The following is a 23,524-nucleotide window of genomic DNA, read 5'->3' as shown; positions in this document are numbered from 1 at the left end:
TATGACCTTCTTCGATCAGACTCTCCTTTTGCTTTGCCAATCGATGAAATACTTCACCAAGCTCTTTGCGTATTTGGCCAAAAAGCACTTTCCTACGATATTTCGGGATGAACACGATATGGTACTTACACTCCCACCTCGTGTGACTTAAACTTTCTACTCGTCTCATGGTTTCTCCTTTGCGTGTTGCTTGGCGGCTCACGCTTTGGAGTTACTATGAGACTCCCGTTACTGTCAAACTGCTAATGCCTCCCCAGCAAAGCTGGGGGGTCTCTTATATTTGTCTAGAGTGGTTTGGTGATATTGATAGAATTCTTGGATATAAAGCGGGAACATTATCGAAAGATCAAAACCTATGGGCTCAATCTATCCACCCAAATGATATTCCGGTTTTTATTGCTACAGTAGAACATTATCAAAGAGGTACTTCACAGATTCACAACCAGTTCAGAGTCAGGCATAGCGATGGCTCGTATCGCTATTGGAGTAACAACGGCATTCCTCTTCTAGACGATGATGGTCGACCCTATAAGTGGGTTTGTGTGTGCACGGATATTACAGAGCAGAAGGAACACCAGAAACAGCTTGAACATATTGCCCATCACGATATTTTGACTAACCTTCCGAATAGAGTATTACTGGCCGATCGTCTTCAACAGGCCATGATACAAACCCAACGGCTTAAAAATAAACTGGCTGTAATCTATTTAGACCTGGACGGTTTCAAAGATGTAAACGATTGTTATGGTCATGACACTGGTGACCGCCTCCTGGTTACACTATCTAAACGACTGAAAAAGATTCTGAGGAAAGGAGATACCATTGCCCGTCTTGGTGGCGACGAATTTGTTTTCGTTCTTAATGATGTGAAAGATTCATCTGAGCACCTCTCGCATATCCACCGTATATTACAGATAACAGCGCAACCAATTCACGCGGGTGAGTTGAGCCTGCAAGTATCAGGTAGCTTAGGTGTTACTTTTTATCCGCAAACGGAAGACACTAATGCTGATCAATTATTGCGCCAAGCTGATCAGGCAATGTATCAAGCTAAACTTGAGGGAAAGAACCGCTATTACATATTCGATTCTGCAATGGATAGGACTCTTCGTGGCCGTCATGAAAGCCTAGAACGCATCTACCAAGCGTTAGATCATCAAGAATTTGTTCTTCACTATCAACCAAAAGTCAACATGCATACGGGTGAAGTTATTGGTGTCGAAGCACTGATACGTTGGCAACATCCAGACCGGGGATTGATATACCCCAACGACTTTTTACCAGCAATAGAAGATCAACCTTTTTCACTGGTTCTTGACGAATGGGTTATTAACACAGCACTCTCACAAATATCTATTTGGCAATCACTGGGACTGAATATTTCCGTTAGCGTCAATATTGGCGCTTACCACCTACAACAACCTGATTTTGTTGAACATTTATCACAATTGCTAGAAAAGCATCCCGATGTTCCTAACGATCGCCTTGAATTAGAAGTACTTGAAACAAGTGCTCTAGAGGATGTGTTCCAAGTATCGAAAGTAATGCATGAATGTAAATCCATTGGAGTGAGTTTTGCTCTTGATGACTTTGGAACTGGATATTCTTCATTGACCTATCTTAAGCACCTCCCTGCTTCGTATTTAAAAATTGATCGAACCTTTGTACGCGACATGCTCTATGATTCTGACGACCTAGCTATTCTTGAGGGCGTATTAAGCATGTCTGCAGCATTCAGGCGTAATGTAATTGCAGAGGGTGTAGAAACGGTTCAGCATGGTCAGTTACTGTTAAAACTGGGGTGCACGTTAGCTCAAGGATACTGAATAGGGTTACCTATGCCTGCATCTGAAATACCCATGTGGATTTCAGAGTGGCGTCCACACACAAGCTGGACACAACAGAAGCGCATAAGTCATGAGCATCAATCTCTGATTTTCGCAGAAATAGAGCATCGAGCATGGGTTCGAAATATCAACGACTATCTGGAAGATAAAAAAGATTGCCCACCTGCATTAGCGGTAGACAACTGTCGATTCGCTCAATGGCAAAACAATGAAGGAAAAATATTTTATAGCGATAATGATGCATTTACATGCATTAAGGAATTGCACAATAAAGTTCATTCACTAGGCTCAAATATCTGTGGTCAGCATAGATCCGGAAAACATGAAGAGGCCACGAAAAGCATGGCTGAGTTGTACGTGCTACAAGATGCTTTAATCGCTAATCTGGGTAAATTAATGTAGTGGGTGTTAGTAATTCCGTGTCATTTCAATAGTATTTTCAAAAAAGGAACCACTGTTATAGGAAGTTTGGAGCCGTGGAATTTTACAAGAAACGCTACTACTCTTTTCTTAACGAATTCGACACACCACTTTTCTCTCCATTTCAAAGGACCGAATAGACCATGCGGCTCAGTTTCGACGACTTTGTCATTGACACAACGCGTTACGAGCTGCGCCGAAACGATCAACCATGCAAGTTGGAACCCAAGGTATTCGACTTGATCGCGCATTTTGCCCAACACCCCAACCAGGTATTCAGTCGCGAGCAATTGGTCGAATTGCTCTGGAACGGTCGATTCGTATCTGATGCCACCATATCTACCTGTATCAAGAGCGCACGCAAGGCGATCGGCGACAGCGGCGCTGCCCAGCGTTACATTCAAACGGTGCGCGGGCGTGGATTCCGCTTTTACGCAGGGGTGATCCGCGACGCCCCGGCTACTAATGAGATTTCCGGGCAACCTTCCAAAACTGCCGCTTCAGATCGCAACGATGATCCATCCCTATTGGTGCTTCCGTTCCGACCACTGTCCGATCAACCTGAATCGATTCAGCTCGCCAGCGGACTGACGATGGAACTGCTTGCGATCCTGACGCGTATACCGCTGCTGCGGCTCAGCGCACGCACCCACCGCTATGCTGACCTGGAGGTCACACCCAGCGCGCGGCAAATACACGAAGACCTCGGCGTAAATTTTGTGCTGGAATCCAGTGTGCAGTTGGTGGAGGGGCGTCATCACATCAATGTGGGACTAGCCGATGCGCGGACAGGGTTTAGATTGTGGTCCGAACGGTTCGTTGTTTCGGGATCGGTTGGTGCCGCATTGCAGGAGGGGGTGGTCGCAATTACCGCCAAATTAGAACCGCAACTCTATCGCGCCATCGCACGCCTGGTTGGTTCCGTGGACAATGAAGAGAACGGCCGCTCACTGTTTCTGGAGGCGAGCTCGATGCTCGCCCTCAAGGGTTGGCATCACGATTCCTTTGCCCAAGCAGCAGAAATCCTTCGCCGGAGCTGGCAGTGTGAGCCTGAATTTGCGCTCGCACCATCTTTACTGTCCTTAGTACTCGGATTCGGCCACCGTGTTGGACTATTGAAAGATCGCGAACAGGCCAAGCACGAGGCACTCAAGGCAGCCGAAATGTCATTGGAACTGGACAGCTTGGACTCCACAGTGCTCGGTTACTCCGGTTGCGCCCTGGCAGATATCGGGCAGCCCGATCGCGCACTGCCAATTCTGCGCAATGCCATCGAACTCAATCCGGCCAACGCCCAAGCCTGGGCTGCGCTGGGTGCCGCGTGCATTCTGCACCAGCGGCTCGACGAGGGCATCGCCCATATACGCCACGGCATTGCGATCAGCCCACTCGACAGTCGCCTATCGATCTGGGGCTCGGTATTGACGGCCGGCCTGCTGCTGTCCGGCGACTATGAAGATGCCCTGCACCAGGGCCAACTCGCCTGCCAACGTGACGACCGCAACTTTATGGCGCGCGTGGTGCTTGCCGGTGCCTATCTCGCACGGAACGAAAATCAGCAGGCGCACGCCGCACTGGAGGATGCCTATCGCATCAAGCCGGATCTGTCGCGGCTGCAAGTGCACTCCCTGCTCGGCCGGGATTTGGGCGAAGCGTTGCTTAAGCTCCGACGCCCCACGACGGGCAATTTCTGAACCCTCACCCATTCCCCCAGAAAATCACAAGTTCTCCTCAAGCACCATACAGGGTCCATACCTAAGCTATCTCCTGACAGCCAGACACTCTCCTTGTGTCGGCTGTAACCGACCCAACTGCACTGGAGATGAATATTCAAACCGCGACTAGCTCTACCACTGCCACCATGCCCGACTACAACGCCATCAAGACCAAGCAGCAGACTACTTGGGGAGCTGGCGACTACGGCCGAGTCGGGGTCACCCTACAGATCACCGGCGAACTGCTCTGTGAATCCATGGACCTGTACGCCGGGCAAACCGTGCTCGATGTCGCCAGCGGCAATGGCAATGTTTCCCTGGCCGCCGCACGCCGTTTCTGCAAAGTCGTATCGACCGACTATGTGCCCTCCCTCTTGGATCAATCGAGACGTCGCGCCGCTGCCGATGGCCTCGCCATCGATTACCGGGAGGCCGATGCAGAGGATCTGCCGTTTGCCGATGCGGCTTTCGATAACGTCGTCTCCACTTTCGGCGTGATGTTCACTCCAAACCAGCCTCAGGCCGCCAGCGAGCTGCTACGTGCCTGCAAACCCGGTGGAAAGATCGGCTTGGCCAACTGGACACCGGATGGATTCATCGGCCAGCTTTTCAAGGTTATCGGGCGTTATCTGCCGCCGCCTGCCGGGATCAACTCTCCAGCTACCTGGGGCACGCAGAGTTTTCTGGATACACATTTCGGTTCACGGGTATCCGATATCCACGCGAGGCCGCGCCAGTTCATGTTCCGCTATAACTCGCCGGAACATTGGCTCGACGTCTTCAGCAAGTTCTACGGTCCGATGTTGAAGGCCTTTGAGGCCCTGGACGACCAGGCAGGTGCATCACTGCGAGATGACATCATGCAACTGATCGCCACGCACAACCGGGCGGCAAGAGGGCCGATGGTGGTGCCATCCGATTATCTCGAAGTAGTCATCATTCGCTAAGTCGTGGCGGGTGACCGCAGCCCTCACCCGGGTTGCGGGTCACCCACGAGGAGAATCGTTCATGAACATATCCAAGGTCGGCGCCACACACTCGGCGGCCCACACGACGCCCCCACACAATGCTATAAATCAGTACGGCAAAAAGATGGCTCTCCCGGTTTGATCATCAACGGGGCCGTCAGAGGCGCCCCATTTACCTGGCAGACATTGACATCCACACGGAAACCGGCGGGGTGAACCACACCGCCCGGCTGCATCCCCTTGCAGGTGAAGCCCGTGGCACAATCAGGCCAACTGCCCGCAGACGGATTGTAGTGCTCTATTGGTGAGTTGCAGCAGCATCCCGCTCCGCTACAGTTGGGAATCGTCGCCGTGGTGCCTGTTGGGGTGGTATGGAAGCAGCCGGTCAGCGTGATGACCATCAAAACACCTGGCCCCCACTGCATCAGGTGTCTGCCCGTAATTACACTATGCACATCATAAGTCGCCGCGCGCATCTCCCTACCTCCTATCGGCCGATATCCGTTTGTTCTGAGCGGTACAAGCTTCAACCCCGTCAGCATCAGGATAAATTGAGCGGAAACGATGGGTTACAATCAACTATAGCGTTAATTGTGACATGCGTCGGTCTGCCACTCTCGTCCGGAACCCAGGATGCACCCATCCTTGAACTGTGCTAGCATCGCGCCCCTTCAGTCACACAGAGCAGTCTGCAGGATCAAAAATCAGTTCGCGAACCCGGGATCACTCCGCCTACACCGCCTATCAAAGCATGGGATTGTAGTCCACCCCCTACCCCGTTGATTTAAAAACCAGCCGATACTCCAGCGTCCTTTGACGGCCTTGGACCGATGTTGCTCGCAGCATGAAATATGGCATGAGCATTGAACCAGACGGCAGGCCGGGACGCTGCTCGCAGAATTCAGTCGATCACTGTTTTGGAAGTTGTTTATGGTTGTATCGTTCAGAAATAGCTGGCTCAGCAATATCCGCGGTGATTTGCTGGCTGGTCTCGTGGTGGCACTGGCGCTGATCCCGGAGGCAATCGCCTTCTCCATCATCGCCGGGGTTGACCCAAAGGTAGGCCTGTATGCCTCCTTCTGTATTGCCGTGGTGATCGCCTTTACCGGCGGACGACCGGGCATGATCTCGGCCGCCACCGGCGCCATGGCACTGCTGATGGTGACCCTGGTCCGGGAGCATGGACTGGAATACCTGCTGGCAGCAACACTGCTGACTGGCTTGCTGCAGATCGGTGCCGGCTACCTGAAGCTGGGTTCGTTGATGCGCTTTGTCTCACGCTCGGTGGTGACCGGCTTTGTCAATGCCCTGGCTATCCTCATCTTCATGGCCCAGCTGCCGGAATTGACCGGCGTGACCTGGCATGTCTATGCCATGACGGCCGGTGGCCTCGCCATTATCTATCTGTTTCCTTACCTCACCCGTGCCATCCCCTCTCCGCTGGTCACCATTGTGGTGCTGACTGCCATTGCCATCGGACTGGATCTGGATATTCGCACCGTGGGTGACATGGGTGAATTACCCGATACGCTGCCGGTTTTTCTCTGGCCGGATGTACCGCTGACGTTTGAAACCCTGACTATCATCTTCCCCTATTCGGTCTCCCTGGCGGTAGTCGGACTGCTGGAATCACTGATGACGGCCACCATCATCGATGACCTGACGGATACCGGCAGCGATAAGAATCGCGAGTGCAAGGGACAGGGGGTGGCCAACATCGCCTCCGGCATGCTGGGTGGCATGGCGGGATGCGCCATGATCGGTCAGTCGGTGATCAATGTGAAATCCGGTGGCCGCACACGCCTGTCAACCCTGACAGCGGGTGTGGTGCTGTTGTTGATGGTTGTGTTTCTGGGTGATTGGGTGGCGCGTATCCCGATGGCCGCACTGGTAGCGGTGATGATCATGGTCTCAATCGGTACCTTCAGCTGGGAGTCGCTGCGCAACCTGAAGAAGCATCCACTGAGCACCAATATCGTCATGACCAGCACCGTGCTGGTGGTGGTGGCCACCCACAATCTGGCTTTTGGGGTATTCGTCGGGGTACTGCTCGCTGCCATGTTCTTCGCCAATAAAGTAGCCCGGTTCAAGCATGTGCGATCAGAACTCAGTGAGGATGGTACGCTGCGCACCTACCGGGTGGTGGGCCAGGTATTCTTCGCCTCGGCGGAAAAGTTCGTCGAGTTCTTTGACTTCAAAGAAGTAGTGGATAAAGTAGTCATCGATCTGTATCAGGCGCACTTCTGGGATATCACGGCGGTGGCGGCACTGGACAAGGTGGTACTCAAGTTCCGCCGTGAAGGTACAGCGGTGGAACTGATCGGACTCAACGAGGCCAGTGCCACCGTGGTCGACCGATTCGCCGTGCATGACAATCCGGCTGCCATAGAAAAGCTGATGAGCCATTGAACGAGGAGTAGACGATGACCCAAGTGATTGCCTGTATCGACGGCACCAACATCTCCCCGGCAGTTTGTGATTATGCCGTCTGGGCCAGCCTGCGTTTCAATGCCCCGTTGGAATTTCTTCATGTACTGGATAAATCAGAGTATCCGACCGAGAGCAATCTCAGCGGTAATATCGGTCTGGGCAGCCGGGAAGCCCTGCTGGTTGAGCTGGCCGCACTGGACGAGCAGCGCGGTAAACTGGCCCTGGAGCAGGGAAAACTGATGCTGGATGCCGCCAGGCAACGCGCCATTGCCCAGGGCATCGAGAACCCTGGGAGTCGGCAGCGTCACGGCAGCCTGGTAGAGACGCTGATCGAGATGGAGACGGATATTCGTCTGTTGGTGTTGGGCAAACATGAAGATCACTTGAGTCAGCACATCGGTAGTCGCCTGGAAAACGTGGTGCGTACCCTGCACCGCCCGATCCTCATCACCACCGCCAGTTTCAAGGCACCCGAACGGGTAATGCTCGCCTTTGACGGCAGCCCCACCACTCGCAAAGGAGTGGAGATGGTTGCCAGCAGCCCGCTGTTTCGTGGCCTGCCCTGTCACCTGGTGATGGTGGGTGTGGAGAGTGACACGGCACGTGAACAGCTCGCCTGGGCAACATCGACCCTTGAGGATGCCGGCTTCAAGACCGAAGCCCGTATTATAGATGGCGAAGTTGAACGGGTGCTGTGCGACTACCGGTCAGACCATGCTATCGACCTGCTGATAATGGGCGCTTACGGCCATTCGGTGATTCGCCGTTTCCTGGTGGGAAGCACCACCACCAGCGTGATTCGCAATGCATCTGTACCGGTACTGCTGCTGCGCTAGGCCGATACCGCCGTCACTGGAAATAGGTCTGGGTAATTGACTGGTTCAGTTCGGCCAGTCCGACTTGCAGCTCATCGATAAAGCGGTGCAGTTCATCCTGTTGCAGGATCGCCTGATCGGCACGCAACACCTTTTTTCCAACTTCGTTCAGTAGTGCAATTGACGCCTCATTGCGCGGCAGATTCTGCAGACAGCTTTTCACTTCCAGCAAAGTGTGAAAAAACGAGCGGGGAAACTTCTTATCCTTGAGCAGAAACTTGAGCACATCCTTGCGTCTGACCCGAACCTGAATATTGCGGCGGTACATCTGATAGGCGGTAAGGGATTTGAGCACGCTCATCCACTGGATGTTTTCAAACGGCGTCAGCCCTTCGTGCTCTTCCAGCAGATTGGCGGAACGTACATCAATAATGCGCGTGGTCATCTCGGCCCGTTCCAGATTGCGCCCCATGCGCAGAAAATCGTAGCCGACATCATGCAGCATGGTTCCGGCCAGCAGGCCGGTAATGGTCTGGGCTCCCAGGACTATGTGCTTCAGGTAGTCGTAGCGGCCTTTTTTTGAGTAGCCACTGGTCGCATTACCCTTCGCCATCAGATACAGGTCATTGACCTGCTCCCAGGCTTCACGCGGAATAATATCGCGGATGGTGCGGGCGTTTTCCCGTGCCAATCGCAGTGAATGCAGTATTGAACTGGGACTCTGGGGATCGGCAATCAGAAACTTGAGTACAGAGCGCTCGTTGAATTCTTCATAGTGTTGAAGAAAATACTCCTCTGTTCCGAGGATCTCGATAATCGGCTGCCAACCCGGTTGCAGACCCTTGGGCAAATCCAGCAACAGATTGGTGTTGACCATGATAAGGCGCGCGGTATTTTCCGCACGTTCAATGTACCTGGCCATCCAGTAGATGTTTTCAGCCACCCGTGACAGCATGCTAGCTCCCCTCGTCGTCCACGATCCAGGTATCCTTGCTGCCGCCACCCTGGGATGAGTTTACGACAATAGAACCCTTGCGCAATGCGACGCGGGTCAGGCCTCCGGTCGTGACATAAACATCATTTGGTGAACTGAGAATAAATGGTCGCAGATCAAGATGCCGCGGTTCGGCCCGGTTATTGACCAGGGTTGGTGCCGTGGACAGGGTCAGCATGGGCTGTGCAATATAGTTACGCGGATCCTTGCGTATCAGTTTTTTAAACTGCTCCCGCTCCTTAGCGGTGGCATGCGGGCCAATCAACATCCCGTAACCGCCTGACTCATTAGCCGGTTTCACCACCAGTTCCCCGATATGCTCCAGCACGTAATCCTTATCCTTCTTATCCACACATTTATAGGTAGGTACGTTGCCGACCAGAGGCTCCTCATCAAGATAGTAGCGAATAAACTCCGGGACAAACGCGTAAACCACCTTGTCATCGGCTACACCCGCACCGGGCGCATTGGCCAGGGCAACATTGCCTGCCTTCCAGGCACGGATCAGTCCCGGCACCCCCAGATAGGAGTCTGGATGAAACACCTCCGGATCCAGGAACAGGTCATCGATACGCCGGTAGATCACGTCAACCCGCGACAAGCCATCGACCGTGCGCATATAGACGCAATTGTCTTTCTCCACCAGCAGATCACCGCCCTCCACCAACTCGGCACCCATTTGCTGGGCAAGATAAGCGTGTTCAAAATAGGCCGAGTTATAAATACCGGGGGTGAGTACAACAATTTCCGGCCGTTCGGTTTCCCGAGGAGACAGTGCGGCGAGCATGTCGTAAAGCTTGGAGGGATAATCGTCAACCGGAAGTATATTCTGGTTCTCGAACAGATCGGGAAACACCCGCTTCATTACCTGACGGTTTTCCAACATGTAGGATACACCGGAAGGAACCCGCAGATTATCCTCCAGCACATAGATGACACCATCTTTATCCCGCACCAGATCAGAGCCACAGATGTGTGCCCAGATGCCACCCGGCGGATCAATGCCGATACACTGTTTGCGGAAGTTGACGGAGTTCTCCAGCAGACCAGCGGGAAACAGCCCTGCCTTAACGATATTCTGGTCGTGGTAGATGTCATCAATGAAACAGTTGAGTGCCCGAACCCGCTGCTTGAGCCCGGTTTCCACCTGGGTCCATTCCGACTTGGGGATAATGCGGGGGATAATATCGAACGGCCAGGCCCGATCAATTGAGCCCTCTTCCTCACTGTACACCGTAAAGGTAATGCCCATGACGCTGATGGCCATTTCGGACGCTGACTTGTACTCTTCAATCTCCTGGTCTGAAAGATCCCGCAGATATTGGCAGAGCGCCAATGCCGCGGGTCGCGGTTTCCCGGTTACGCGAATCAGTTCGTCGTAGAACCCCTTTACCTTGTAACTGCCCCAACGAATAGTCATACAGTGTCTGCAATCAGTTGCTCACTTTTGTCCACCATACCGTAGTTCAGGAGAGATGGCCAAGCGAAATCCCGTTAGTAAAAGCCGAGTATCTGTTACTATTCTAGTCCAATCTGGACCTACCGCCTGGAGTAAAGAATGACCTACTGTCTTGCAATCAGTGTCAATGAAGGCATTGTGTTTGCATCCGATTCACGTAGCAATGCCGGGGTCGATTACATTCGCACCTGCTCTAAAATGCACCGTTTTTTCTGGGCCGGGGACCGCATTATCGTGCTGCTGTCCGCGGGCAATCTGGCTACAACCCAAGCGGTGGTCAACGCCGTCCAGCGTGACCTTGACGACCCCAAGGCCAAGTTCAATCTGTTAAAGGCAAAGCATCTCTTCGATGTCGCCGACTATGTCGGTGATCTCAGTCAGAAAGAGCAGCATCATCATGGCCCTGCGATCGAAAAAAGCGGCGGCAGTGCCGGTGCCAGTTTTATCCTGGGCGGTCAGCTAAAGGGTCAGGAACATGACATTTACCTGATCTATCCAGAAGGCAATTACATCAGCGCCTCTGCTGAAACACCCTATCTGCAGATTGGAGAAAACAAATACGGCAAGCCCATACTTGATCGCGTGATTACCATGGATTCATCGCTGAACAACGCAGCCCGCTGCGCACTGGTGTCGCTGGATTCAACCATGCGCAGCAATATTTCCGTGGGTCCGCCATTCGAACTATCGATGTATATCGGGGACAGCCTGGAGGAGCCAAGACAGTCGTCTCTGAAACTCGCTTCACCCTATTACAAATCACTGCAGAAATCGTGGAATGAAGGACTCAAACGGGCGTTTACGCGCCTCCCAAAGTTTGACTGGGAATGAAAAAATCACGCGCTGAACAGTAACCGTGGAGTGGGGCATCCGTGCAAGCCGCGCGGACTTCTACTGCCCTTTACTGATCACGATGGCATGCACAAAGGCGAGTTTTCTTATAATGAAGTCAGTCAACACAAAAGGATAGGCGTCCGGCAATCCCATGCTGCGATTCATATCATTCAGGGCAACGGTAAAATTACTCCACTCATTCACCAGATCATTGATAGAAACCGATGACAGATACTCGGCATTGAACTGTTGTGACTTTGCTGTATGCTGGCCGGTATTACCCAGATCAAAACCGTAATCGTTGGCGGTCTCCATGCTGTCGATCATGTGCAGATAATGTGCCCAGGTCTCTGCCCAATCCTCCCAGGAGTGGGCGCTGGCGTAGCCACTGATCCAGTTGGTCTGCCAATTCGCCACCGGGCCATTGGCGTAGTATCCCTGCATCACGTCACCATAACCGATACGCTCATCGCCGAACAGCGCGCGAAACTCTTCGATATGCGGTGAATTTCGCAGCAGGACATCCCAGTAGTAGTGCCCCGATTCATGCCGGAAGTGACCCAGCAGGGTCCGGTAACTTTCATTCACATGCGCGCGTGTCTGCTCGCGGGCTACCGGATTCGCCTCGGCGATATTCAGGGTGATAACACCGCTTTTATGTCCGGTAAAAACCGTATCCTGCAATGGCATTTCCTGTGCGAACTCGGAATAGCCCTGATCCTCCATCAAGTGAAAGGCCAGGCCGAATTGTGGATTCTCCTCCCGGTTGACAATGGGCAACTCCAGCCACAACAGACTGTATAGCAGTCGTCGTTTGGCCTGCTCGATCAAACCCCAGAGCTTGAGATTATCCGGATTACTCAGGTCGGGAATAATCTCGGAGAGACGGCAAGAGAAGCAGTAAGCATGGCTGTCCGCCTCCGCTACCATCCAGTTGCAGACATGGTGTTGATCATAGTTCCGGCATTTTCTATAACGGCGATCGTTAGCCATGGCCAGCCAAACTGCTTCGCCGACCGGTTTGAGTGCGGTTAGCGTGCGCAAGTCCGGCAGAAATCCCAGCTCATGTCCACAACTCACGCACAGGGAATTTTCAAAGTGCAGACGGGCACCACACTGGCAGGTGTAGGTTTTCATAAGTCCATTCTAGTCGCGACATTGCCCAGAGTATATTAAATGCTGCCCAAGGTTCAGCCAAAACGGGCGCAACCATGAAGAAAACGGCTCCCACCGACTATCTTACCCGATGGCCAAATTCCGGTTGCTTGTTGAATGTCAGGTCATGCATTGCTGGAGTGAATCTATTCAGTACATCTCACATCGGGAGCATCTACAGAGCGATCTGCCAGGCCAAACCAGCGAGTACGTAACCGGGACAGAGTCTTTCCCATGTCCTGCTGGCGGATTCTTTACAGGTTTGTTACCACTTCTCAACCCGAGCCAACAGCTCGGCAAACTGGACGGCGGCCGCGTATGGGCTCTTGGCAACTGAATCCCGGAAGATGTGAAGTGACGGCCTGACGCTATCCGCAGTGGTAGCACCCTGTATCGCGGTTGCCTGGCGGGATACCGACTCCTGGGGCCTGGTTTGATCCAGATCTGAAAATAGCTCCGCTTCATCCGCATTATGCCTAATCGTCCATTCGCTCACGGCGCGCCGAATAAACGCGCGGGCTACGTCCTTATCCATCACTTGAAGATGAAACAAGGCCTGTTTTTGCCAATCGGCATCCTGATCCGCTGCGACCTCATCCAGGGCACTCTGCCCTGCTTGCTGCAAGCCGATTCCGAAGGGTTGATTCATCTCACGCAGATAGTCGCTGAACGTCTCCGAATCCCGGCCTTGATTCTCCAGCAACCGGATCAGTCGTTCGGCGATCACACGGATACAGCGACTGGCCAGACACTCCGGCTTGCTGAGCATAACCGGCTGCTGTTTCCTTATCGAAGCCTGAACATGATGATCCTGCAGCACGTAACCCAGATAGCCTACCTGCAGCTGCAGATACTGTTCCGTGGCCTGCTTAAACCGTTTGAAGGCGGTTCTCGCGGCGTGCAGATCAGATACCATGTTGACCACGATATAGGCAGTTCCACTGAATCCGTACCGCTTGGCCATCTTCAAGAACGAAAAGGCATCCGTCAGTGAGGTCGGCTCCGGCGTAATGACCAACACCGGACAGGCGGCCGCCAGAAAGAAGTTGAGTTGACCGGTACCAACACCAGCCGCCGAATCGACCAGAATCACATCATTTTGCCGCTCAATATCCCTCAGGCCACTCAGCAGACGCTCCTGCTGCTGGGGCACCAACTCAAGGAACTCGGCGATTCCACTGGCGGCTGGAACGATCCGCAGGTGGTCGGAAACCGGCAACAGAATCTCGTCAAGGCGCTTATGTCCATTGACATATTCGCGCAGCGTTTGCAGGGGGTTAATGCCAAACAGGATATTGATATTCGCCAGATTGGTATCCGCATCGAACAGGCAGACCCGCCTTTTCATCTGCCCTAAAGCAACACCGAGATTGGCGGAGAGCGTACTTTTACCGACACCACCTTTGCCGCTGGCGATCACAACCATTCTGTTAATTGCATCACATTTTTGGCTTTTTATTCCCACTGATCCGCCAAAGGTATCGTGAATAGTTGCTTTTGTCGCTCTCATTTGTCCAGAAATTGTACAGAATTCCTTTCTATGTCATTGACTTATGGTTAATAATTGGTGCAGGATGTGATGTCATGAATGAGGCACCACTTGTCAGCATCGAAAAACTCAATCTGGGCAGACTTCCCTCTGTCCCGCAGGTATTGCTCAGATTAATCGAAGCCTGCCATCAAGTCGACGTCAGTTTTCAGGATCTGGCAGAAATAATTCAGCAGGATGTCGCTCTCACCGCCAAGATCACCGCCGTCTGCAACTCCGCCGCCTACGCACAATGGAACGATGACAGGGACTTCAACCGGCTGCTGGTGGTATTGGGGCTGAACAACATTAAAACCATCGCCATTAACGCCGCGGTGCATCAGTTCTTCTCTCAGTTCAATGTCCAGGCCGGAAAGGGCCTTGGTATGGTCTGGTACAAATCACTCTGGTGTGCCCATGCGGCCAGATCCCTGGCCACATTGACCAGCTATGAGTTTCCCGACGAGGCCTATCTGGCCGGTTTGCTGCACAAGCTCGGCCAACTGGTGTTTCTCAACAATCAACCGGAAGCCTATGGTGATCTGCTGCTCAAGCCTCACTCCGACCTGAGCCTCACCGAGCATGAACGTGAACTGTTCGGCGCCGCTTATCACGAAGTCAGTGCGCTGGTGGTGCGCGAATGGGACCTGGAGTCCTTCCTCAGCGATGCCCTGCTCTATCAGAATGAACCGGCCGATCGTCTGCTTGAAGCACCGCGTTTGGTACGCTTGACCAACTTCACCCATAAGCTGAGTGATCCGGGCATTGATAGCGACATCCTCCATGCCGAAGCAGAGCTGCTGTTTGGCTTGACCCCCTCCGTCGTCGACAGTCTTAAACAAGATATAGAGCAACAGGTTCATAAGGCGGCCGATGGTCTCGGAATTCATCTTGAAAAAGGCGTGGAAGGCCGAATTGAGGTCCAGGTTGAAACCGAGGATGTTCGACTCGAACTGGCCCGCCGGGTGCGTGAATTCGCCCTGCTTAGCGGCATCAACCTGGAGCCGGGCAATGAAAAGGATTTACAGGAGTTCCTCAGGTCGATCCTCGATGAACTGAATATCCTGTTCGGGATGGATCGCAGCATTCTGTTCCTCGCTGATACCGAAAAGCGGCATCTCAAGGGGGTCGCTGCCCGTGCCGTCAGCAACACACTGATTGCGGAATTCAACATCCCTATTTCCGAAGGCCGGAGTCGCATCGCCCAGGCACTGATAGCAGGAACAATCCAGGAACCGATCAGACCGCTGAGTTCAAATCCCGCTTCACTGATTGACCGGCAACTCGCCAGAACCCTTGAGCGGGAATGTCTGCTCTGTATTCCACTGATCACCGGCTCGCATCGAATTGGAGTGATTGCGGTAGGACTACCTGAGCCGGAGCAGGATCAGCAAGCGCACCACTTAAGCTTCCTGCCTCTATTCGCAACAACCGCTGCGGGAAATATCCATACACACCGTGATATCGAAAGAAGAACCGAGGATCTACTAGAAAATACGCGTCAGTGGCACCAGCGTGAAGCAAGAAGCATTGTCCATGAAATCAACAACCCACTGGGCATAATCAATAATTATCTGCATGTACTTTCTGCTAAATTTAAAGAAGATCCCTCTATTTCCGACCACCTGAAAATTATCAAAGAGGAGATTCAGCGGGTTGGTGATATTGCTTTGCGATTACGCGATATCGGCGATCCTCAACACGTTGCATCCTACTCGGTGGATATCAACGAAGTAATCGGCGATCTGGTAGAGATATTTCAGGCCTCCTACTTCCAGACCCACAAGATTACCGAACATGTGGAACTGGATAAGAAACTGCCGGCCATTCAGATCAGCCGGGCAAGCCTCAAACAGGTGGTCACCAATCTGGTAAAAAATGCTGTCGAGGCGATGGCCGATGGTGGAGAAATCTGGATCCGAACGCACGACCATATCAATATCGGGGGACGGGAATACGTCGAGTTGAGCATTGCGGATAGCGGACCTGGTATTCCCCCGGATATCATGGGTAAACTGTTTACCCCGTTAGATAGCACAAAAGGCGATAACCACTCAGGTTTAGGATTAACCATTGTAAAAAACCTCATTGATGAGCTGAAAGGGAGTATTAGCTGTAGAGGTCGCTCAGGGGGTGGAACTGAATTCTTCATCCACCTACCTCGTCGTTTAGGGGACGAGTAACAAGGGGAAGATACAATGATGAAGTCCACGGAATCCTGGCTGGGGAGCGACTTTTTGCCCCAGCTAACCGGTAGGACCACCAATTCAGCCCAGAATGAACCGGCCAGGATTCTGGTGGTGGATGATGAGGTTCGCATGCGCGAAAGCGTTCGTGATCTCCTTCAGGCCTACGGACATTCGAGCATTATCGCCGCAAACGGGCATATTGCGCTGGATATACTGCGTGAGAAACCCATTGAACTGGTCCTGCTGGATCTGAACATGCCGGAAATCTCCGGGCTGGAGTTTCTGGAACTGCTTAAAGCCGACTTCCCCGGCATTGATGTGGTGATTGTCAGTGGCGAAGCGACCTTCGCAAACGCCACCGAAGCCCTCAGGCATGGAGTCCACGATTTTCTGCGCAAACCGTACAATCCGGTTGAACTCCTCGGCATTATTGAAAATGTACTGAAAAAACGTAACCTGGAACGGGATTTCAAACAGGTCCACCAGAGACTCGAAGCGTCCGAATACCGTTATCGTTTCATTGTCGATAACTCTCCAGATATCATCTACATGCTTGATGAGGCAGGTTACTTCTGCTTTGTGAATGATCGCATCAGCCAGCTGCTGGATTACCAGAAAGATGATCTGATTGGACATCATTACTCAGAAGTGGTGCACGAAGAGGATATAGAGAAGGCAAAATATGCCTTTGCCGAACGTCGCACCGGTGACCGCGCCAGCCGAAACGTGGAATTCAGACTGCGCTGCAGGGATAATGCTCAGCCCAGCCGTTATTTTGAGAGCCGCTCTGTCTCCATCGAGCTGAACTCAATGGGCATCTATCGCGACACCGGTAACAATAGTGAAAAATGCTATGTCGGAACCTATGGTGTCGCGCGGGATATCAGTGAGCGCAAACGGGCAGAAGAGATAATAAACTTCCAGCTCTATCACGACCTGTTGACCCAGTTACCCAACCGGGCACTGCTGCGGGACCGCCTCGGACTGGCCATTTCCCAGGCCAAGCGGAGCAGCAGTCAGCTGGCACTGATGTATCTCGACATGGACCGGTTCAAGGTAATCAACGACTCACTCGGTCATGTCGCCGGCGATCAGTTGCTGCAGACAGTTGCCAACCGCCTGCGGAACAGCCTGCGGGACAGCGATACCCTGGCCAGAGTCGGCGGTGACGAGTTCAATCTGTTGGTACCTGAAGTGTCCGGCAGGGTCGACGCCATTCGCTTGGTGGAGAAGGTCCTGGACAACCTGAAAGCGCCCATTTTCATCGACGGGGTTGAGGTATTCGTCAGCTTTAGTATCGGCATAGCACTGTTCCCCGATGACGGAGAAACCATGGACACTTTGATCAAGCACGCCGATATCGCCATGTATCATGTCAAACGACACGGCAAGGATGGCTACGAGTTCTTTTCCAACAGTATGAAAGCGACGGCCGACCAGCATCTCTCGCTGGACACCGGACTCCGGCGCGCCATAGATGAAGAGCAACTACAGGTCTATTTTCAACCGCAGATCGACCTGCAGTCCGGCATTGTTTCCGGAATGGAGGCATTGTTACGCTGGAAGCATCCCGAAGCAGGCAATATCAGCCCCACGGAGTTCATCCCAGTAGCGGAAGAGAACGGCCTGATCAATGAGATCGGCATGTGGGTGCTGGATGCCGGTTGCGCGGAATTGAGTAAATGGCGAAAGGCCGGGCATGATCAGCTAAAGCTGGCGGTCAACGTCTCTTCAAAACAGTTGGCGCAAGCTGATTTCGAACATCAGGTGTTCAATACTCTGACCAAACATGGGATTCCCGGCTCCGCGCTTGAGCTGGAAATCACAGAGAATGTACTGATCCAGGATATGGATCAGGTCATCAATAAACTGCGGCAATTGCACGCTGCGGGTATCTGTATCGCCGTTGATGACTTCGGCATCGGTTACTCCTCACTGGGCTACCTGCAATCCCTCCCACTGAGTACACTCAAGATTGACCGCTCCTTTGTGAGCGGGATACGCGCCACCAGCAGCAGAAACTCTATCGTCACCGCCATTATCGCCATGGCCAAGGAACTGGGGCTGGGGATTATAGCGGAAGGGGTGGAAACGGAGATTCAGCATCAGCAGCTCAAGCGGCTCGGCTGTCCCCACGCCCAGGGCTTCCTGTTCAGTCGACCCATGCCAAAAGAACAGGCCGGACTGTTTCTGAAAAAAGGCTATCTGTAGCGGCGCCAGCACTAACAAACAGAGCATCACTACCCCGGCGAGTTTTCGTCATCGACTCCAGCCGAATAAGCCCTCGGTTCACACCTGACGATGCAATGCCATCACCGCGGCCCAATACACACATCCTGTCGCAATACCCACAGCTTATACCATTGTTTCCAAATGGTTTATAACGCAACTATTTTATAAACTCACATGGCCGGACGGGTATACTATCGGATCGTCACTATCCAGGTATGCCGATGTCCCCTTCTCCATCACACATCAAAGTTCTGTTTGCAGGCGTCATGAGCCTGATCCTTACCCTCGGCATTGCGCGTTTTGCCTATACGCCGCTACTACCGATCATGCAATCCCAGACCGGACTGGGCGATGCCACCGGCGGATGGCTGGCGACCTTTAACTATTTCGGCTACATGGGGGGCGCACTGATAGCTGCCTCTATCAGCAATCTGCAGATTAAGGACACCCTCTACCGTATCGGCCTGGTCCTGGCACTGGTCACAACCGCCGGAATGGCCTTCAGCGAAAGCATGTGGCTCTGGGGTATTATGCGTTTTCTGGCCGGCCTGAGCAGCGCTGCCGGACTGCTTATAGGTTCAGGTTTGATCCTCAACTGGCTGATCAGGCATAACCACCGAATGGAGCTCGGTATTCATTTCAGCGGCATTGGCCTGGGCATCGTTTTGAGCGCGGTAGCCGTTGACCTGATGGCCAGCCATCTCAGCTGGGACCAGCAGTGGCTGGCTCTGACGGTGATTGGGCTAGTCCTGTTCATCCCTGCGTGGGGATGGCTGCCCCGTCCCGACAGCAGCCCGTTCACTACCAGCGGTGTGAAAATGGAAGACCGACCTCCCCCTCGCAGTTGGACAATCCTGCTGTTCAGCAGTTATTTCTGTGCCGGTTTTGGCTATGTTATTAGCGCCACATTTCTGGTGGTGATCGTGGAAGCCGAACCCGCACTGCAGGGAAACGGTGAATTGGCCTGGCTGGCAGTCGGACTGGCGGCGGCACCTGCCTGTTTTATTTGGGATCGTATCGCCAGAAAAACCGGCGAGCTGAAAGCATTGGCATTGGCATTTGCGCTGCAGATCATCGGCATCATCCTACCTACCCTGTTCGATGCCAATCTCTTTCTGGTGCTATTCAGCGCCGCACTTTATGGCGGCACCTTTATCGGCATCGTCAGTCTGATGCTGACGATGATGGGTAAGTTCTATCCGACAAAACCGGCCAAACCGATGGGCAAACTGACCCTCAGCTATGGCGTAGCCCAGATCGCCGCTCCGGCGCTCGCCGGTACCCTGGCTGAAACATCCGGGACCTACAACGGCTCGCTTTATCTTGCCGCCATTATCATGGGTGTCGGCCTGCTACTGATACTGCTACTGGCATTCAGGGAACCCGGAAAACTACAGGCGGGATTTAATTGATTCCGCCGGACTGATTTGACAAAGGTTTACCATTAATCTGTATAGATCCGCTTCCATCAAACAAGAAGCTGGTAAGATTGGCAGGTAATTGATCAGAAAGCCGAATTCAACCCTGGGCAACTGGAGTAGAACAATGCGTTGGCGTGGTCAGAAACAGAGCAGCAATGTGGAGGATCGACGAGGCAATCGCGGCCCCTCTGTCGGTGGAATCGGCGGTCGCGGTGGCATGCTTAATCTGCTACCGATGATCTTCAAGCTGTTTGGGCTCAAGGGTGGCGTGGTCGCTATCCTGGCGCTCGGCGCCTATGGCATCTTCACAGGGAATCTCGGCGGCATGTTGGGTGGAGACAGTATTCAGTCTGCTGACCCACAGCCATCAGGTCCGGTCAAGCAAAGTGCTGCAGAAGAGGAACTGGTCAGTTTTGTTTCAGTCGTCCTGGCTGACACCGAAACAACCTGGCACGAGCTATTCAAACAGATGGGTGATTCCTACAAAGAGCCAAAACTGATACTTTTTCGCGGCGCGGTGCGCTCCGCGTGCGGCTTGGGTCAGGCGGCAACCGGACCATTCTACTGCCCTTCCGATCAGAAAGTTTATATTGATCTCAGTTTTTATAACGACCTGAAAAACCGCTTTAAAGCACCGGGAGACTTTGCACAGGCCTACGTGATTGCACATGAAGTTGGACATCACGTACAGACGCTACTGGGCATCTCAAACAAAGTACATCAGGCAAAACGCTCCCTCTCCCAGACTGAGGCAAATAAGCTATCGGTACGACAGGAACTACAGGCAGATTGTTTTGCCGGTATCTGGGCGCATCATGCTGATCGCTCAAGGCAATTGCTGGAACAAGGCGATGCAGAAGAGGCATTGACCGCGGCGAGCGCCATAGGAGACGACCGCCTGCAGAAACAATCACAGGGTCATGTGACACCGGATTCATTTACCCATGGTCGGTCGACCCAGCGCGTCGCGTGGTTCAACAAGGGCTTTCGAAGCGGCACATTAAAAGAGTGCGATACATTTTCCGCAGCAACGCTGTAACGAGCTGATGACTCGATGCCCACAACTGCGAATATATAAACTATTCAATCGCTGCCATCACTATCTCTTATTATTTGCTTTTCCCAGTTATATGGTAGGTTATTAGCTGAAAATACCGCCCGCACCACCGTTCAAACAAGGGAGTACCATGCGACCAGCCGCGATATCGGCCATTCTGGACCGTGAATACCTGAGTACCGAGCAAGGCCACCACACACCCGTCATGCTCTGGGGACCACCCGGTGTGGGCAAGTCACAACTGGTCAGCCAGGTGGGTAATCGCCACCAGGTGCCGGTAATAGATATACGCCTCTCGCAGATGGAGCCAAGCGACCTGCGCGGCATTCCATTCCGTAGTGGTGAACGCGTTGAGTGGGCCGAACCGGCGCTGCTTCCACATGCCGACACACAGGGTGAACGGGGTATCCTGTTTCTTGACGAGATCACGTCCGCACCACCGAGTGTCTCCGCCGCAGCCTATCAATTGATTCTTGACCGGCGTCTGGGCGAATACTCCGTACCGGAGGGATGGGCCATTTTTGCTGCTGGAAACAGGCAAGGCGACCGGGGGGTCACCTACACCATGCCGGCTCCACTGGCCAACCGGTTTACCCATTTTGAAGTGGATACCCATCTGGATGACTGGGTCGCCTGGGCCTATGATAACCGTATTGATGAACGGGTGATCGCATTTCTGCGCTTCCGCCCCGAGCGGCTATTTGATTTTGATCCCGCCCACAATCCGGTAGCCTTTCCCACTCCCCGCTCATGGGAATTTGCCCATCGCGGGCTGCAAAAGTTCGGCACATTACCGGATCTGCTTTGCGATACCCTGCAGGCCTGTGTCGGGCCGGCGGCAGGGATCGAGCTGGCGGCCTTTGTTAACAACCTGGATAAACTGCCCGATATCGACGCCATACTGGAGGGTGAAGCGGTTCTTGTGCCAAACGAGATAGACCTGCAGTACGCTGTCGCTTCCGCCCTGGTCGCGCGGGCCGTCAAAGCCCGGGGCAGCGACAACGAACAGAAGGTGTATGGACGTATTCTCGAATATGCCGGCCGATTCCCCCAACGGGAGATGGGCATCATGCTGGTTTCGGATATGCATCGCGCCATCGGTCAGGATCTGTTCGGCATACCAGAGTTTGCTCCCTGGGCCGAGGCAGTCGCCGATGTGATGCTTTACGATCTGTAGCACAAGGCCGAAAAAGGCAGACGATGAGTGAGATTGAAACAAAACTCAGCGCCGCCAGGACGCGCCTGATTCTGGACAAACCGTTCCTTGGCGCCCTGGTCCTGCGCCTGCCCATGCTCAAAGCAGATCCCTCCTGGTGTCAGACTACCGCGACGGATGCACGCGCCTTTTACTACAATGTCGATTTCATTGATGCCCTGACCCTGGAACAGACCCAGTTTGTCCTGGCCCATGAAGCACTGCACTGCGCGCTCTCCCATTTCGCCAGGAGAATGCACCGGGATAAATATCGCTGGGATATCGCCTGTGATCTGGCGATCAACCCATTACTGATCGCCGAACAGCTGGAGCCCTGTCCCGGGGCCCTGCACCTGGTTGAATTTGAGGGTATGACCGCCGAAGAGATTTACCCTTGCATCGCCGAGAGTGATCAGATGAACACCCATGATCACCACATTTATGATCGGAGCGACTCCAGTCCCGGTGGCAGCCCGGGTAACGGCGGAGACAGCCCGAAAGATCAACCACCTTCGGGAAAAAGTGCCGATCAGCCCGGGCAACAGCCGGCGGAACCACAACCGGCGGCAAACCGCCAGCCTGCTTCAGACTCATCACCGACAGGCGCCAGACAACCCGACCCGCTGTCACCGGTTGAGCAGGCACAACTGGCCGTGCAATGGACCCAGCGTTTGGCCGGCGCGCATCAGCAGGCAATGCAGGCCGGCAAGATGGGCGGTGAACTGGGACGCATGATCGGCCACCTGCTGCAACCGCAAATTCCCTGGCGCATGCTGCTTGCCAAATACATGACCGCTACCGCCCGGGAGGATTACAACTGGGCCAGGCCATCACGCCGGGAGGGCGATGCCATACTCCCGAGTCTGCGCAGCAGCGAATTGAAAGTGGTGATCGGGCTGGATACCAGCGGGTCTGTCAGCCATGAAGAGATGCGCCAGTTCATTTCAGAAATCGACGCCATTAAGGGGCAGGCCAATGCGCGTATTACCCTCCTGGCCTGCGATGCCGTCCTGGCCCCTGACGGCCCCTGGATTGCCGAACCCTGGGAACAACTCCAGTTGCCCCATGCGTTCAAAGGTGGTGGCGACACCGATTTCAGACCGGTGTTTGAGTGGGTTGCACAACACGATGCCCACTGCGACCTGCTGATCTATTTTACCGATGCCCAGGGCGATTTCCCTGAACACGAACCGGCGATGCCGGTGATCTGGCTGATCAAAGGCAAGGCGGAGATCCCCTGGGGTCAACGCATCCAGCTCAATTGA

At 53.5% G+C, this 23,524-nt stretch carries 18 protein-coding genes; 13 read left to right on the top strand and 5 right to left on the bottom strand.

Features of this window, described 5'->3' with window-relative positions; all coding sequences use genetic code 11:
- Positions 1–169 (bottom strand): transposase (locus A3GO_RS25695; RefSeq protein ID WP_211245085.1); only part of this gene is annotated, 169 nt, incomplete at its 3' end.
- Between the two features lie 76 nt (positions 170–245).
- On the opposite strand from A3GO_RS25695, the gene A3GO_RS22850 reads away from it, so the two are divergent.
- From A3GO_RS22850 to A3GO_RS0106580, 6 genes are all read left to right on the top strand, one after another.
- Positions 246–1,826, top strand: coding sequence for a bifunctional diguanylate cyclase/phosphodiesterase (locus A3GO_RS22850; protein ID WP_169720373.1), 1,581 nt, complete (start codon positions 246–248; stop codon positions 1,824–1,826).
- A 12-nt stretch (positions 1,827–1,838) separates the two neighbouring features.
- Complete coding sequence (locus A3GO_RS25690; RefSeq protein ID WP_084609851.1) at positions 1,839–2,249, top strand: CZB domain-containing protein; 411 nt, start codon at positions 1,839–1,841, stop codon at positions 2,247–2,249.
- Between the two features lie 161 nt (positions 2,250–2,410).
- A complete protein-coding gene (locus A3GO_RS0106595; RefSeq protein WP_029132733.1) occupies positions 2,411–3,961 on the top strand; it encodes a winged helix-turn-helix domain-containing protein in 1,551 nt (516 codons plus the stop codon).
- A gap of 128 nt (positions 3,962–4,089) precedes the next feature.
- On the top strand, positions 4,090–4,929 hold the full coding sequence (locus A3GO_RS0106590; RefSeq protein ID WP_029132732.1) for a class I SAM-dependent methyltransferase: 840 nt from the start codon (positions 4,090–4,092) through the stop codon (positions 4,927–4,929).
- A gap of 951 nt (positions 4,930–5,880) precedes the next feature.
- On the top strand, positions 5,881–7,359 hold the full coding sequence (locus A3GO_RS0106585; RefSeq protein WP_029132731.1) for a SulP family inorganic anion transporter: 1,479 nt from the start codon (positions 5,881–5,883) through the stop codon (positions 7,357–7,359).
- Positions 7,360–7,373: 14 nt separating this feature from the next.
- Positions 7,374–8,216, top strand: coding sequence for a universal stress protein (locus tag A3GO_RS0106580; RefSeq protein WP_029132730.1), 843 nt, complete (start codon positions 7,374–7,376; stop codon positions 8,214–8,216).
- Between the two features lie 13 nt (positions 8,217–8,229).
- On the opposite strand, the gene A3GO_RS0106575 is transcribed toward A3GO_RS0106580, so the two are convergent.
- Positions 8,230–9,150: an alpha-E domain-containing protein gene (locus A3GO_RS0106575; protein ID WP_029132729.1), complete on the bottom strand. Its 921-nt coding sequence runs from the start codon at positions 9,148–9,150 to the stop codon at positions 8,230–8,232.
- Position 9,151: 1 nt separating this feature from the next.
- Positions 9,152–10,609: a circularly permuted type 2 ATP-grasp protein gene (locus A3GO_RS0106570; protein WP_029132728.1), complete on the bottom strand. Its 1,458-nt coding sequence runs from the start codon at positions 10,607–10,609 to the stop codon at positions 9,152–9,154.
- A gap of 138 nt (positions 10,610–10,747) precedes the next feature.
- Between A3GO_RS0106570 and A3GO_RS0106565 the strand changes: the two genes are divergently transcribed.
- A complete protein-coding gene (locus A3GO_RS0106565; RefSeq protein WP_029132727.1) occupies positions 10,748–11,479 on the top strand; it encodes a proteasome-type protease in 732 nt (243 codons plus the stop codon).
- A gap of 60 nt (positions 11,480–11,539) precedes the next feature.
- Here A3GO_RS0106565 and A3GO_RS0106560 read toward each other — a convergent pair whose 3' ends face one another.
- A complete protein-coding gene (locus tag A3GO_RS0106560; RefSeq protein ID WP_029132726.1) occupies positions 11,540–12,619 on the bottom strand; it encodes a zinc-binding metallopeptidase family protein in 1,080 nt (359 codons plus the stop codon).
- A gap of 283 nt (positions 12,620–12,902) precedes the next feature.
- Entirely contained in the window at positions 12,903–14,063 is a 1,161-nt protein-coding gene (locus A3GO_RS22845; RefSeq protein ID WP_051301900.1) for a P-loop NTPase, read from the bottom strand.
- 158 nt (positions 14,064–14,221) lie between these two features.
- On the opposite strand from A3GO_RS22845, the gene A3GO_RS0106550 reads away from it, so the two are divergent.
- The 6 genes from A3GO_RS0106550 (at position 14,222) to A3GO_RS0106525 (ending at position 23,524) form a co-directional block, all read left to right on the top strand.
- On the top strand, positions 14,222–16,348 hold the full coding sequence (locus A3GO_RS0106550; protein ID WP_029132725.1) for an HDOD domain-containing protein: 2,127 nt from the start codon (positions 14,222–14,224) through the stop codon (positions 16,346–16,348).
- A gap of 15 nt (positions 16,349–16,363) precedes the next feature.
- The gene (locus A3GO_RS22840) at positions 16,364–18,565 is read left to right on the top strand and encodes a putative bifunctional diguanylate cyclase/phosphodiesterase (protein ID WP_051301899.1); all 2,202 of its coding nucleotides are present in this window, start codon (positions 16,364–16,366) and stop codon (positions 18,563–18,565) included.
- 287 nt (positions 18,566–18,852) lie between these two features.
- Positions 18,853–19,998, top strand: coding sequence for a YbfB/YjiJ family MFS transporter (locus A3GO_RS0106540; RefSeq protein ID WP_245621679.1), 1,146 nt, complete (start codon positions 18,853–18,855; stop codon positions 19,996–19,998).
- Positions 19,999–20,131: 133 nt separating this feature from the next.
- Positions 20,132–21,046: a KPN_02809 family neutral zinc metallopeptidase gene (gene ypfJ, locus A3GO_RS0106535; RefSeq protein ID WP_029132723.1), complete on the top strand. Its 915-nt coding sequence runs from the start codon at positions 20,132–20,134 to the stop codon at positions 21,044–21,046.
- A gap of 148 nt (positions 21,047–21,194) precedes the next feature.
- A complete protein-coding gene (locus tag A3GO_RS0106530) occupies positions 21,195–22,241 on the top strand; it encodes an AAA family ATPase (RefSeq protein WP_029132722.1) in 1,047 nt (348 codons plus the stop codon).
- Between the two features lie 23 nt (positions 22,242–22,264).
- Complete coding sequence (locus A3GO_RS0106525) at positions 22,265–23,524, top strand: vWA domain-containing protein (RefSeq protein ID WP_037374779.1); 1,260 nt, start codon at positions 22,265–22,267, stop codon at positions 23,522–23,524.

Origin of the sequence: Sedimenticola selenatireducens DSM 17993, assembly GCF_000428045.1 — a bacterium.
Lineage (GTDB): Bacteria > Pseudomonadota > Gammaproteobacteria > Chromatiales > Chromatiaceae > Sedimenticola > Sedimenticola selenatireducens.
This window is presented reverse-complemented; position numbering and strand designations above follow the sequence as displayed.